The sequence below is a fragment of the Melittangium boletus DSM 14713 genome, assembly GCF_002305855.1.
GTDB lineage: Bacteria > Myxococcota > Myxococcia > Myxococcales > Myxococcaceae > Cystobacter > Cystobacter boletus.
Map to the genome: position 1 here is coordinate 6,566,729 of NZ_CP022163.1, position 12,535 is coordinate 6,579,263.

General features: G+C 69.3%; 11 protein-coding genes. 6 read left to right on the forward strand and 5 right to left on the reverse strand.

The window, feature by feature from the left end:
* The first annotated feature begins 41 nt into the window (after positions 1 to 41).
* Genes bshC through bshA form a run of 3 tightly spaced genes read left to right on the forward strand, consistent with a single transcriptional unit; the run spans position 42 to position 3,636 of the window.
* Complete coding sequence (gene bshC / locus MEBOL_RS27470; protein ID WP_095983038.1) at positions 42 to 1,670, forward strand: bacillithiol biosynthesis cysteine-adding enzyme BshC; 1,629 nt, start codon at positions 42 to 44, stop codon at positions 1,668 to 1,670.
* Positions 1,667 to 2,473 (forward strand): bacillithiol biosynthesis deacetylase BshB1, encoded by an 807-nt coding sequence (bshB1, locus tag MEBOL_RS27475; protein WP_095980232.1) that lies wholly within the window; start codon positions 1,667 to 1,669, stop codon positions 2,471 to 2,473. Before bshC ends, bshB1 begins: the two co-directional genes overlap by 4 nt.
* Positions 2,470 to 3,636, forward strand: coding sequence for an N-acetyl-alpha-D-glucosaminyl L-malate synthase BshA (gene bshA / locus MEBOL_RS27480; protein WP_095980233.1), 1,167 nt, complete (start codon positions 2,470 to 2,472; stop codon positions 3,634 to 3,636). Before bshB1 ends, bshA begins: the two co-directional genes overlap by 4 nt.
* Before the next feature lie 31 nt (positions 3,637 to 3,667).
* On the opposite strand, the gene MEBOL_RS27485 is transcribed toward bshA, so the two are convergent.
* Positions 3,668 to 4,513 carry a DUF2911 domain-containing protein gene (locus tag MEBOL_RS27485; protein ID WP_179956307.1) on the reverse strand — a complete coding sequence of 282 codons (846 nt, stop codon included), beginning with the start codon at positions 4,511 to 4,513 and terminating at the stop codon, positions 3,668 to 3,670.
* Between the two features lie 92 nt (positions 4,514 to 4,605).
* Here MEBOL_RS27485 and MEBOL_RS27490 point away from each other — a divergent pair, with 92 nt between their 5' ends.
* Positions 4,606 to 5,079 (forward strand): DUF4112 domain-containing protein, encoded by a 474-nt coding sequence (locus tag MEBOL_RS27490; RefSeq protein ID WP_095983039.1) that lies wholly within the window; start codon positions 4,606 to 4,608, stop codon positions 5,077 to 5,079.
* An 18-nt stretch (positions 5,080 to 5,097) separates the two neighbouring features.
* Positions 5,098 to 5,361 (forward strand): YciI family protein, encoded by a 264-nt coding sequence (locus MEBOL_RS27495; protein WP_281256591.1) that lies wholly within the window; start codon positions 5,098 to 5,100, stop codon positions 5,359 to 5,361.
* A 126-nt stretch (positions 5,362 to 5,487) separates the two neighbouring features.
* Here the strand turns inward: MEBOL_RS27495 and MEBOL_RS27500 are convergent, their stop codons facing one another.
* From MEBOL_RS27500 to MEBOL_RS27515, 4 genes are all read right to left on the reverse strand, one after another.
* Positions 5,488 to 6,882 (reverse strand): DUF1552 domain-containing protein, encoded by a 1,395-nt coding sequence (locus tag MEBOL_RS27500; protein WP_095980235.1) that lies wholly within the window; start codon positions 6,880 to 6,882, stop codon positions 5,488 to 5,490.
* Positions 6,883 to 6,884: 2 nt separating this feature from the next.
* Positions 6,885 to 9,179: a DUF1588 domain-containing protein gene (locus MEBOL_RS27505; RefSeq protein ID WP_095983040.1), complete on the reverse strand. Its 2,295-nt coding sequence runs from the start codon at positions 9,177 to 9,179 to the stop codon at positions 6,885 to 6,887.
* 134 nt (positions 9,180 to 9,313) lie between these two features.
* On the reverse strand, positions 9,314 to 9,958 hold the full coding sequence (locus MEBOL_RS27510) for a carbonic anhydrase (protein WP_095980236.1): 645 nt from the start codon (positions 9,956 to 9,958) through the stop codon (positions 9,314 to 9,316).
* Between the two features lie 205 nt (positions 9,959 to 10,163).
* A complete protein-coding gene (locus tag MEBOL_RS27515) occupies positions 10,164 to 11,087 on the reverse strand; it encodes a Ppx/GppA phosphatase family protein (protein WP_095980237.1) in 924 nt (307 codons plus the stop codon).
* A 249-nt stretch (positions 11,088 to 11,336) separates the two neighbouring features.
* Here MEBOL_RS27515 and MEBOL_RS27520 point away from each other — a divergent pair, with 249 nt between their 5' ends.
* Complete coding sequence (locus MEBOL_RS27520; protein ID WP_095980238.1) at positions 11,337 to 12,422, forward strand: hypothetical protein; 1,086 nt, start codon at positions 11,337 to 11,339, stop codon at positions 12,420 to 12,422.
* Positions 12,423 to 12,535 lie beyond the last annotated feature (113 nt).

Sequence of the window (12,535 nt, forward strand, 5' to 3'; positions counted from 1 at the left end):
CGAGGTCGCTCCCGTGCGCCAGAGTTGCTATCACCGTGCTCGTGGCCTCTTCGTTCTCCGCATCCTGGCTGCGCGGTGATCCGCGCGCACTCGAGTTCCTCCCCGACCATTTCCGGCACCGGGCCGCCCGCGCCGAGGCCGTGAGCGCCGCGGCTTCGCGCACCGTCGCCCCCGCGCTCCACGCGGCACTGGTGGCCCGTCAATCGCGCCTCGCGCCAAGTCCCTCCCGTGAGCGGAATCTGGAGCTGCTCGCTCGTCCTGGCACGACGGTCGTGGTGACCGGGCAGCAGGTCGGGTTGTTCCTCGGGCCGCTCTTCACGATCTACAAGGCCGCCTCCGCGATCGTCGCGGCCCGCGCGCTCGCCGAGGAGACGGGCCGGCCCTGCGTTCCCGTCTTCTGGTTGCAGACCGAGGACCACGACCTGCCGGAGATCGATCACACCTTCATTCCCAGCGCCGCTGGAGCGCTCCTGCGCGTGGCGCTCGACGTGCCCGATGCGGCCCAGTCGCGCACCCCGGTCGCCCATCGCCGTCTCGGAGCGAGCGTCACCGGCGCGCTCGCCACGCTGCGCGCCGAGCTGGGCGGTCAGTCCCACGCGGACGAGCACCTGGCGCTGCTCGAGCGCGCCTATCACCCCGAGGCGGCGATGGCGGACGCCTTCGCCGAGGTTCTCTCCACCCTCTTCGCGGACGAGGGGCTCGTGTTCCTCGACCCGCGCGACCCGCGCCTCGCCCCTCTCTCCGCGCCGCTCCACCGCCGAGCCATCGAGGAGGCCACGGCCATCGCCAGCGGGCTCGCCGAGCGGGGTGGTGCGCTTGGCGCGGCGGGTTTCTCCGAGCAGGTCCACATCCGCCCAGGCTCGCCCCTCGGCTTCTTCTCGCCCGACGGTCTGGAGGGCGCCCGCTACCGCCTCGATCCCGCCTCCACCCCGGGTACCTGGAGCCTCGTGGGCCACCCGGAGGGCGCCTCCGTGACGACGCCCCAACTCCTCTCCTGGCTCGAGCGCGAGCCGCTGCGCTTCACGACCTCGGCCCTCCTGCGCCCGCTCCTCCAGGACACCTGGCTGCCCACGGCGGCCTACGTCGGCGGGCCGGGAGAGATCGCTTATTTCGCGCAGCTCGCGCCTCTCTACGCGCACCTCGGGCTGCCCATGCCGCTCGTTGTTCCTCGCGCCCGGTTCCGCGTCATCGACGATCGCGTGCGCCGCCTGCTCGACAGACTCGGCCTTGCTCCGGAGGACGCGGCCGCCCCGCGGGACGCGCTGCTGGCCCGCATCGCCGCCCGTGACACCGGGCAGGACTTCGAGCCGCCCGAGGCCATCGAGGCCCGCCTCGTGAGCGCCTTCGCCTCGGAACTCGCCCGCCTCGGCGAGCGCACGGCTTCCTTCGAACCGGGTTTCGCCCGGGCCCTCTCCCGCACCGACAAGACCGTTCGCGGAGGCATCTCCCGCCTCGTGGCCCGGTACGGCCGCGCCATCGCCCAGCGCGATCAAGTGACTCTCGAGCGAGTGGACCGCCTCCGGGCCTATCTCTCTCCGGATGGGGCGCCGCAGGAGCGCATCCACGGACTGCCCTACTACGCGTGCCGCTTCGGGAGCCAGGCCTTCACGCGCCGTGTCCTCGATGCCTGCGTGCCCTTCCTCGGCGACTTGAAGGACTTGAAACCATGAGCACGAGCGAATCCGCCTACGGCCTGGAGGTCCTCGCCTTCGGGCCCCACCCCGACGATGTCGAGCTCTTCTGCGGTGGACTCCTGGCCCGCATGGCGGGTCTGGGTCACCGCACCGGCATCGTGGACCTGACGCGCGGGGAGAAGAGTTCACGTGGCACTCCCGAGACACGCGCCGCCGAGACCGACGCGGCCTCCCGTGTGCTGGGGCTCACCCTTCGTGAGAACCTGGGACTGCCCGATGGATGGCTCGACCCCTGGGCCGGCTTCGAGGCGCCCGAGACCGAACGCACGCGGAGCGCTCCCGTCGCGCGAGTGGTCGAGGTGCTGCGCCGCCTGCGTCCCGAGCTCGTCCTCGTCCCGTGGCAACACGAGCGCCACCCGGACCACGAGGCCACCAGCGCGCTGGTGACACGCGCGCTGTTCTTCGCCTCGGTTCGCAAGTTCGAGACCGAGCCTCCCAGCGCCTCCTTCACGCCGAGGCAGGTCCTCTACTACCCCATGCGCCACCTGGCCGAGCCGAGCTTCGTCGTCGACGTGACGGCGGCCCACGAGCGGAAGATGGCGGCCATCCGCTGTTACGCGAGTCAGGTGGAGGCCCGGGTGGACGGTCCCCAGACGCTGGTCGGCTCGCCCCTGTCGCTCACCTCGCTCGAGGCCCGTGACCGCTTCTACGGCGCCCGCATCGGTGTCTCCCACGGCGAGCCCTACGTCCTGCGCGAGACCTTGGGGCTGATCGATCCGGTGGAGCATTTTCGCCGGAATTCCTTCGCGCGGCCCCTGTTCTTTCCCGAACCCCGATGAGCGACCGTCTCAACCTGGCCATCACCTGCTTTCCCACCTTTGGAGGCAGCGGCATGGTCGCGACCGAGATTGGTCTGGCGATGGCGGACAGGGGCCACCGCGTCCACTTCATCGCGCGAGACCTTCCGGTACGTCTTCACGGGATGACCCGGAAGGTCGTCTTCCACGAGGTCGCCGAGAGCGACTACCCGGCGCTGGCCCACTCGGGGACGTACCCGCTCGCGCTCGCTTCCAAGATGATCGAGGTCGCCAGCTACGAGCCCCTGGACATCCTGCACGTCCACTACGCCGTGCCTCATGCCACGGCCGCCTGGATGGCTCGGGAGGTGCTGGGGGACAAGGCGCCGCGCATCGTGACGACGCTCCACGGCACCGACACCACGCTCGTCGGTATCGACCCGACCTACCTGCCCATCACGCGCTTCTCCATCCTGCGCAGTGACGCGGTCACCACCCCCTCGGCGTTCCTCCGGCGCGCCACCTGGGAGGGGTTCGGCATCCCCCCGGAGACCTTCCCCATCGACGTCATCCCCAACTTCGTCGACACGGATTGCTACGCGCCCATCCGCGACCGGGCCCACCTGCGCCAGCTCTTCTCCGACCTGGGAGACGACGAGCCCGTACTCCTCCACGTCTCGAACTTCCGGCCGGTCAAGCGCATCGGCGACGTGGTGTCCGTCTTCGCCGGAGTCCACCGGGAGCGCCCGTGCCGGCTGGTGATGATCGGAGATGGCCCCGAGCGCTCACCCGCCGAGCGCAGGGTGCGGGAGCTCGGCCTCGAGGATCGCGTGGCCTTCCTGGGCAAGCAGGAGCGCTTCGTCGAGCTGCTCGCCGCGGCCGATGTCTTCCTCCTGCCGAGTGAACAGGAGAGCTTCGGCCTCGCGGCGCTCGAGGCGCTGAGCTGTGGCATTCCGGTGGTCGCGAGCGACGTCGGAGGCATCCCCGAGCAGATCGAACATGGGGTGTGGGGCTACCTGGCACCGGTGGGGGATGTGGAGGCCATGGCCCGTCATGTCCTCTCGCTCGTCCGTGACCCCGAGCGCTGGCGCCTCTTCTCGCGCAACGCCCGTCAGCACGTCCTCGAGCGCTTCCAGCTCGCGCCGGCCATCGACCGCTACGAGGCCATCTACCGCCGCCTCCTCGCGGGAACCTCCCCACGCTGAAGGAGGGGAGGCCCGCTGGTCCGGGACGGGACTACTTCTTGCCCTTCCAGTCCACGAGCGCCTTGGCGACCGCGTCCTTGAAGAAGAAGTTCTCGTCCTTCTGACCCAGGTCCCACGCCGTCTGCGCGAACTTGCGGGCCTCGGCGTACTTGCCCGCGCGGGCCAGGATGTCGGCCTTGATCCAGTTGTTGTACCAGTGCGACTGGATGGCGAGCGAGTTGTCCAGGTACTTCAGCGCCGTGGGGTAGTCCTTCGACGTATCGGCCACGTAGCGCCCGGCGTTGGCCAGCGAGCGCCATGAGCCGTTCACCGCGGCCTTGATGTTCTCCTGCGCCTGCGCGGCCGTGTGGGCCTGGATGGGCACCGAGACGCGCAGCTTCTCCCACTCCAGATCCAACGACGTCTGATCATCGGTCGTGTTGGAGAAGAGGAACGTCAGGCGCTCGCGGTGGGGAATCTCGGAGGTCGTCGCGGAGACGCGCACGACATCTTCCTTGGCGTCATAGGGCTTGCCGCCACTGAACAGGCCGAGATCCTTGTTCAGCGCGACCGTCCAGCCCTTGTCCGAGGGGACGGAGACAATCGAATAGGTGCCCGCCGGGACCGGCTTGCCACCGAAGGTCACGTCCCGCTTGAAGGTGATCCTCGTGGCCTGGTTGGCGCCGGTCCGCCACACCTGTTCCCAGGGCACCAGGCCTCCCCAGATCTTCCGTCCCTTGACCGCGGGGCTCGAATAGTCGACCGAGATCTCGGTCAACCCGACCACCTGCATCACCTTCGCCGCCGGGCTCGGCGCGGGCAGCTCGAGCTGCGCCAAGGCGGGTGAAGTGGTGAGGGCCACGAGCACGGCGACTGTACACCCCAGAAACTTCTTCATCGTCCTCACGTCGTCCTTTCCCTCCAGAGAGGAGGAGAGCGGCCGGACTCTATCGCGCGTAACACCTTCGAGGTGTGGTGGACTGGGGCCCCATGAGCTCTTCTTCCGATCAGGAAGTCCTTGTACGGGTGCGCGGCCTGGCGCGGTTGTTGGACACGTCCATCCGGCTGCCAGGAGGCTTCCGCATCGGGTGGGACGCCGTGCTTGGCCTCGTTCCTGGCGTGGGTGACGGGGCGGGTGCTCTGCTGTCCGCCTATATCGTCCTGCAGGCGGTGCGCCTGGGCGCCTCGCGCGAGGTCCTGACGCGCATGGTGGGCAACGTGGCGCTCGAGGCACTGGTGGGCGCGATGCCCGTGCTCGGTGACGTCTTCGACGCGGCTTTCAAGGCCAACGTGCGCAATGTGCATCTTCTCGAGGCGCACCTGGCCGCTCCCAGCTCCACCCGCCGCGCCAGCCGTGCGTGGGTCGTCGGGGTCGTGGTGGTGCTCCTGGCGTTGTTCTCTCTGGCGATGGTGCTCGCCATACTGGCCGTGCGCGCGCTCCTCTCCGTCGGTGGTTCGGACTGAGCCTTCACTTCTCCCCAAATGCCTGAAATCACATGGCGATTCCGCCTGGGCTCCGGGGGAAAAAAGGCCGAAAGTAAAGATGGCAAGCCGATCACGGACGGCGTGTTTCCCGAGTCGAAGGAGTTCCTCGCCGGGTACTGGATCGTGGACGTCGAGAGCCCCGAGCGCGCCTACGAGATCGCCGCGCAGGCCTCCGCTGCTCCTGGCCCCGGCGGCGTGCCCCTCAACATGGCGATCGAGGTGCGGCAAGTGATGAGCGGGCCTCCTCCCGAACTGCTCTGATGCCCCCGGTACTGGACACCCACACCCAGCCCGCTACCGCGTCAACTCCGCCTGGCTTGTCCTCGGTGGCGCCACGGCGGGCTTGCTCCATCTCGTCTGAATCGGGGCCCCTCTCAGGTGCTCGCGTCAGCCGTACAGCTCGCTCAGGGGTCCGGGAGTGATGCGCGCGGTCCCCTCCTGCCCGAAGGTGTCGAAGCTCGAGTCCCCGAAGGCGTGGCCCAGGGAGTTGAAGAGGTTGGACACCTGCCGGTTGCTGGCCTTGCCCTCCTCGGGAAAGACGACCGTCCGGCCGTCGGTCTTGAGCCCGAGCGCATTGCCGCCGACGAGCAGCATCGGCCACTCCCGCGCCGTGGAGTGGTGCTGCTCGCCGTTGTCGGACATGAAGACGATGGCCGTGTGGTCCAGCATGGACCCGCTGGCGCCGACCTCCGGCGTGGCCTCCAGGGTCCGCGCGAGCCTGGCGACGAGCTCGACGTGCCTGCGGGTCACCGCGGCGATGGCGTTCCAGTTCCCGCCCGCGTCGATGCCGTGCTGCAGGTTGTGCCGCGCCTCCCCGGCGATGCTGGAGGGATAGCTCACGTCGAAGCCCGAGGTTCCCGAGGCGAGGACCACGAGGTGGGTGAGTCCTCCCAGCAGGCTCGCGGTGGCGATCTGGAACTGTGCCTCGATCCAGGCGAGCGAGTCCGGAGGGTTCGAGGGGTCGCGCAGGAGCGGGTTCTCCGCGGGCGGCGGCGGCAGCAGCGGCCGCACCTGATCGGCCATGGAGCGCAGCACGTCCTCGCGCGAGCGCAGGGACTCGAGCGAGGTGAGATAGCGCTCGAGCTTCAGGCGCTCGTTGGAGTTGCCGCGGAAGGTGGCCAGGGCGGCTTTGACATCGTCGCGGGCGAAGTCGAAGAGCTGGCCGCGATCCCGGCCCGTCGCCGCACCGCCGATCAGCGAGCCGAAGGTGCTGTCATACGCCAGCGCGGGGTTGACCAGGATCCCGGCCGGCTTGCGCGGGCCATGGCTGCACGTCTCGTACACGATGGAGACGCGCGCCGAGCTGGTTCCCAGGCGCAGGGCATCGAAGGGGGCGTTGCGCTTGAGCCGCGGAGCGAGCACCGCGTCGAGGGTGGCCCCCGCCCCGTGGACCGCGCAGGAGAGCGCGCCCGTGCCGCTGGAGTGCCCGCCGCCGGCTATCGTGCTCGACAGGCCCAGTACCACCGCGGAGCGCTGCTCGAGCGAGCTGTTGCCCGCGGAGGCCGCGAGCGGACCCAGGCAGAGCGCCGACGAGAGTGCGTCTCCCTGGAGGACGAGCGGTTTGGCTGGGTAGACGTGCGAGAAGAGGTGGCGCGAGCCGATGGCCGCCGCGCCGAGCGCGTTCCGGGCCCGGGTCGTCAGGAACGCCTGCGGATAGATGCCGTTGCACTCGAGGACGAGGACCAGGCGCGAGGGTGTCACCGCCCGCGCGAAGGCCTCCTTCATGAAGGGGGCGAAGAGGCCCGCGCCCAGGCCCCGCAGCAGCGTACGTCGTTTCATCATGGTCACTCCGCCTCTCCGGGCACGCGCCGCGTCTTCCACGTCTCGCTCTTCATCAACGCACCCACCATGGACAGGAAGGATCCGTTGTTCGCGTCATACGCCTGCTCCATCTGCGTGAGCGTGCAGGCATCGGTCTGGTTCTCGGGGCGGCCCACGTAGTAGCGGAAGGCCTGGCGCACGAAGCAGCGCTTCACGTGCCGCGAGCCGGCCAGCTTCTCGCTCAGCTCCACGGCATCGCGCACCGGTCCGTTGAGCGCCGGGTCGGGCATCCCGGTGAGGACCGAGGTCCCATCCGGCGGGCTCCAGCCGCCGTCCGGCGCGTGATCCCGCCGCCGGAGGTAGCCGGCGTGGTTGTAGGTCTCGAAGGGGAGGCCGAGCGGGTTCATCAGCACGTGGCAGCCCTGGCAGGCCGTGCTCGCCGTGGCCTCCTCGAGGCGGCGGCGCGCGTTCTTGTCCGGGGCGTGCGGACCAACCTGGGCCACGACCTTGACCGAGCTGAGCGGCGGCACCCAATCGCAGAGCAGGTTCTCGCGGATCCACTTGCCGCGGTGGACGGCGGAGGGGTCGTCCTCGAAGTTGCCTCCATGCGCGCCCAGCCAGGCCGGGTGGGTCAGCACGCCAGCGCGCTCCTTGGCGGGCAGCGTCACCCAGCGAGCGGCCTGGGTGTCGGCGATGGTCTGCTCGGTGCCATAGGGATGACCGGTGTAGCGCACCGTGTTCTCGTAGTTCGCGACGTTGACCGTCGAGGCCAGGAAGAACGTCCGCGTGGTGAGCAGGGTCTCGAGCACGTCCACGTCGGCCACCACGACCCGCGCGACGAGGTCGTCCAGTTGCTGCACCATCGTCGACTCGTATCCGTAGTAGCCGGACATCAGGTTCCCGAACGACATCTCGCTGGTGCCGCTGATGGGACCTCCATTGTCATCCCAGGCCGAGGTCGCCGAGGGACGCTCCTTGAAGACGCTGGCGACGTGGGCGTAGCCCAGCCACTCACGGAAGAAGCCGGACAGGCCGTCCGCGAGCCAGTACTGGCCACGGCGCGTGCGCCACAGCTCGCTGTTGTAGTCCTGCACCAGGTCGAAGCGCGTCGGATCCGTGCCTCCCGCGTTGCGGCGGAAGAGGCGCTCGACCGTGGTGTCGTCGCGGATGCTGCCATCGCGCGCGGCCGCGGTGATGTCCGCCAGGTGTCCGTCGGGACCGGCGGAGTAGTAGGGCCAGGTCCAGAGCGGTGTCGCGCCGGGCGCGCGGCTGCCCACGGCATAGGAGAGCTGCTGCGCGAGCTCCCACGGGCCGAGCTCCGCGCGACCGGCCTCCTGTGTCCCGAGTTCCTCGCGGAAGAGCGCACCCGTCGTCAACCACGCGGCATTGGAGACGCGGACGATGGATGCCGTGCGGATGGCCTCCCCGGTGCCCGACTCCTGCGAGAGCACGGTGGTGGCGAAGGCCCGCAGGCGATCCACCTCGTCGGTGCGCGGCGGGCGGTGGAGCACCCCGCGCTCGAGGAAGACGGAGACGAAGTTCCGGACGCACGCGGCCGAGGGCCGGTTGTCGTGGAACATGCAGCGCAGGGAAACGTCCTCGCGCACCCACTCGAGGCGGTTGCTCCCGGTGTACGGCCCGGCCCACGGGGAACCTGCCTCGGCGACGATGGGAAGGAAGAGCTCCACCGTGGCCTCGTCCAAGGTCTCGTCGGTGGCCCAGGTGCTGTACTGCTCGCCGGCGCTGGGGTCGAAGGGGTTGTCGTAGAAGCTGAAGCCGGTCCAGCTCCGCGTGACGGCCCCACCCACGTTGCGTGTCCACTCCCAGCGGTTGAGTCGGCGCAGCCGCGTGGGCGCGTCCGACACGACGCCGGGGGTGCAGGCGAAGAGTTCGTCCTGAGGGATGAGGTTGGGGGAGGGGAGGGGGGTCGTCCCACCGTCGGAGGAGGTCTCCCCGCAGGAAGGCATGCCCTCGGCGACCCAGGCCGCGAGGACGGCCACCTCCCGTTGTGTGGCCGGGGTCTCGGGCGAGGGGGGCATGGGCTTCACGGCATCCCGCATGCGGAGCAGGGCCCGCTCGGCGTTCGTCTGGGTGCTGTCACTGGCCGCGGGGGTCCGCATCGCCTGCAACGTGGCGAGCGACATGGGCGCCCCCGCGCTGGGCACCGCCCCGTGGCAGCTTGTGCAGCGCGTGGCCAGCAGTTCCTGGACCTCGCACGCGGAGGCGGAGGCTGGCACCCCGCCATCCGTCGTTCCCCCTCCGTCCTCTTTGCATCCGGTGAGCATCAGGACGCCGAGCAGCAGTACGCGCTTGGTCATGGTCCAGAGCATCCGCCGGGCAAGTCACCGGATGCAATGACGGTGGGCTGGCTTGACGTCACGGGCCGGTGGCGCCGGACCGGAGGGACCGACCTCGCGCGGGCCGTGCATGCTCGCCCTGGTTCAACACCCTCTCAGGCGAGCGGGGCAAAGCCGTCCGCGGCGGGGTCGTAGCGCATGAGCGCCATCGCCTCGAGATCGAAGTACCACCCGTGGAGGGTCAGCTTGTCCGCCTGCACGCGGCGCTGGATCCAGGGGAAGGTCATCAGGTTGTCGAGCGAGGCGACCACCCCGCGCTTCTCGCAGGCCCGCTGCCGTGCCTCGCCGTCCACGTTCCCCACCTCGGCGAGCGCCCGGTCCCGCGCCTCGGAGGCCATGGTGATCCACGGCGCGAGGAAGTGCGCTTCCTTGTGCACCCAGGGCGAGCCCTCGATGAGCGCCCGGATGCCACCGCACCCGAAGTGCCCCAGCACGATGATCTGGGAGACCTCGAGCCCCCGCACGGCGAACTCCAGCGCGGCGCTGGTGCCATGGTACTTGCCGCCCGACTCGCACGGAGGCACCAGGTTGGCCACGTTGCGGATGACGAAGAGATCTCCCGGAGCGGCGTCCAGGATGATGGCTGGATCCACGCGCGAGTCGCAGCAGGCCACCACCGCCACCTTGGGCGATTGCCCTTCGGTGGTCAGCCGACGGAGCAACTCGGGGGAGTGGGAGTAGTGGTGCCGCTTGAAGACGCGGAAGCCATCCAGAAGCCAGTCGATTTCATTCGCCGCCATGGGTTTCTTCCTCGAGTGGGACGCCGCGCGGAGTGTGCGGGCCGTGAGCACTGGAGTACCAGAGGATTCGCCGCCGCGCGCTGTGGGGGCCGCACGTTCTGTCGGACGCAGCGGGGAAAGGGCATGGTGAGACAAGAAGAAGGGCCCGGAATCTTTCGATTCTGGACCCTTCTCTTGGCGAGGAGTACGGGACACCCTCTTTGTCTCAGGTGGCTCCGAAATGGTGCGCGAGCAGGCCCCAACACAGGCCCCGGTCGCTCACGAGGCAGCGGTCGAGCCCGAGTGCCCGAAGGCCCTCGAGCAGGATGAGGCAGCCAGCGGGAATCACGTCCTCGCGCTTGGGCTGGATGCCGGGCAGTTTCTGGCGCTCGGCGAGCGGCAACCCGCACAGCTTGTCCGCCAGTGCCTCCAATTGGACGCGCAGGAGGGTGCCGCCGTGCACGCGCTTGGAGTCGTACGGATCGATGGCGTGCTGCACGGCGAAGAGCGTCGTCACCGTGCCGGACATGCCCACGAGCTGGGCGCCCGGAGGGAAGGGGGGCAAGGCGGAGAACGTCTCACGCAGGTGGGCCTCCACGCGGGTCCGGTCCTCGGCGGTCAGCGGATCCGACGTCACGTAGCGCTCGGTCATGCGCACCGAGCCCACATCGAAGCTGTGGCAGAAGGTCACGCGGCCCTGGGTGTCGCCGTAGATGAACTCGGTGGAGCCGCCGCCGGTATCCATCACCACGAGGGGACCCGAGGCGTCACGCCCGAAGTCCGCGTAGGCCGAGGTGAAGCACAGCTGCGCCTCCATTTGGCCGGAGATGATGTCCACGGTGACGCCGGCGCGTTGTTGGGCGGCGGAGAGGAACTCGGCACCGTTCTCCGCGTCGCGCGCGGCGCTGGTGGCGGACACGGCGAGGGCCTCCGCGCCGAGGCTCCGGGCCTCGAAGGCGAAATCGGAGAGCACCTGAAGGGTCTCCTCCATGCCCTCGGGCGAGAGGCGGCGGCTCTTGTCCACGCCCCGCCCCAGGCGGGTGATGTCAGCGCGCTCGCGGACGGCCTGGAAGCGGCCATCGGGCTGTCGGTCGGCGACGAGCAGGAGGACCGCGTTGGTCCCTACGTCGATGGTGGCGTAACGAGGCATTCACCGGAGCCTATCAGCCCGGCAGCACCTCCAAGGTCGCGCTGGACGGTTCGCCTGTGTGAGGTGTGGAGGAGCGTCGTCGGCTCAGGTCAGCAGGTGCCGCACGGCAATCTCCGCTGGGTAGTCCTCGCGATCGAGCGGGAGTTGAAGTGTTCCCCTCTGGAAAAATGCGCTGGAGACACATGCGGTCCTGCCCGTGGCCGCATCACACGTCGCGGGGGCATGGGGTCAAGTAGAATGGCGGGCTCAATGCCATCCATTCGCTCCATCGCTCTCTCCTCCATCGTCGTGCTCGGCTTCGTCACGGCTTGCGACGACACTTCCACCTCTCCCCCCGTCGACACACCCGACGCCTCTGTGCCGGTGATGTGCAACAGCGTCGGCGTCGAGCTGTGCGGCGGCGCCTGCGTGAGCACCGTGAGCGACCCAATGCACTGCGGTGGTTGCGATAAGGCGTGCGCGACTGGCGAGGCGTGTGAGGGTGGCGTCTGTGTGGCGCTCTGTCAGATCGACGGCGAGCAGGTCACCGCCGGGGCGGTGAACGCGGCGAATGCGTGCGAGCAGTGCACGCCGGAGACGTCCGCGACCGCGTGGACGCAACGCACTGACGGGACGCCATGCAGTCCGGGTCAGGTCTGCTCGGCAGGCGTGTGCACCCCGAAGTGCTTCATCGACGGCGTGGTCCATGCCGAGGGTGCTCCGAACCCGGCGAACGCCTGCGAAGCGTGCGTGCCAGAGACGTCGACGACGCAGTGGACGGCGCGCGCGAGCGTTCCGCTGCTGGTCGGTGGCGACGACATCACGGCGCAAGGCTGGACGACAGCCGCGCAGGCGCCCAACACGCTCACGTACGGCGCGGACTACGTTCGCCTCGCGACATCGACGAACAGCGGCGGGCGAACGAGCGGGCAGTTGCTCATCATGCGGGCGAACTCGCTCGATGGGACGAAGCCGTTCGCGCTCCGCGTGACCATGCTGGTCGAGTCGGTGAAAAACCACAACCAGTTGGACAGCGGCGCGGCCATCCTCGGGAGCTTCACGCCGCCCGCCGGCCAGGCCGTGGATCGTTCGCAGATGATCTACCTCGACAGCGGGGCGATCGGCTGGGCGGACGACACGCAGTCCGCGGCGTTCCCGGTGACCGACAACGCGTATCATGTCTACGAACTCTCAGTGGACGCGGCGAAGGTGGCGACGGTGAGCATCGACGGCGTCCCGAAGCTCACGCGGAACAACTTCGCGGCGAATGGTACCATCGCCATCGGCGACCAGACCAACGACCCGAACGTCGACGGAGCGGTGCGGATCAAGTCGGTCGAGCGGCTCTGTCCCTAGCGCACCGCTCAGGCTGAAAAGCCCGATGGAGTCCAGTTGGATGGATGGATCAGACAGTCGGCCGCCTCCATGTCGTTCCCTCCTCTCCCGGGCCCGCGTTGTTCCATCAAGGC

Bases quoted from the DNA above. Each gene is read 5' to 3' on its own strand.
- MEBOL_RS27490 (WP_095983039.1), top strand. From the start codon at position 4,606: ATGAGCTCTTCTTCCGATCAGGAAGTCCTTGTACGGGTGCGCGGCCTG.
- MEBOL_RS27500 (WP_095980235.1), bottom strand. From the start codon at position 6,882: ATGATGAAACGACGTACGCTGCTGCGGGGCCTGGGCGCGGGCCTCTTC.
- bshA (WP_095980233.1), top strand. From the start codon at position 2,470: ATGAGCGACCGTCTCAACCTGGCCATCACCTGCTTTCCCACCTTTGGA.
- MEBOL_RS27485 (WP_179956307.1), bottom strand. From the start codon at position 4,513: ATGAAGAAGTTTCTGGGGTGTACAGTCGCCGTGCTCGTGGCCCTCACC.
- MEBOL_RS27520 (WP_095980238.1), top strand. From the start codon at position 11,337: ATGCCATCCATTCGCTCCATCGCTCTCTCCTCCATCGTCGTGCTCGGC.
- MEBOL_RS27505 (WP_095983040.1), bottom strand. From the start codon at position 9,179: ATGACCAAGCGCGTACTGCTGCTCGGCGTCCTGATGCTCACCGGATGC.
- bshB1 (WP_095980232.1), top strand. From the start codon at position 1,667: ATGAGCACGAGCGAATCCGCCTACGGCCTGGAGGTCCTCGCCTTCGGG.
- MEBOL_RS27510 (WP_095980236.1), bottom strand. From the start codon at position 9,958: ATGGCGGCGAATGAAATCGACTGGCTTCTGGATGGCTTCCGCGTCTTC.
- MEBOL_RS27515 (WP_095980237.1), bottom strand. From the start codon at position 11,087: ATGCCTCGTTACGCCACCATCGACGTAGGGACCAACGCGGTCCTCCTG.
- MEBOL_RS27495 (WP_281256591.1), top strand. From the start codon at position 5,098: ATGCCTGAAATCACATGGCGATTCCGCCTGGGCTCCGGGGGAAAAAAG.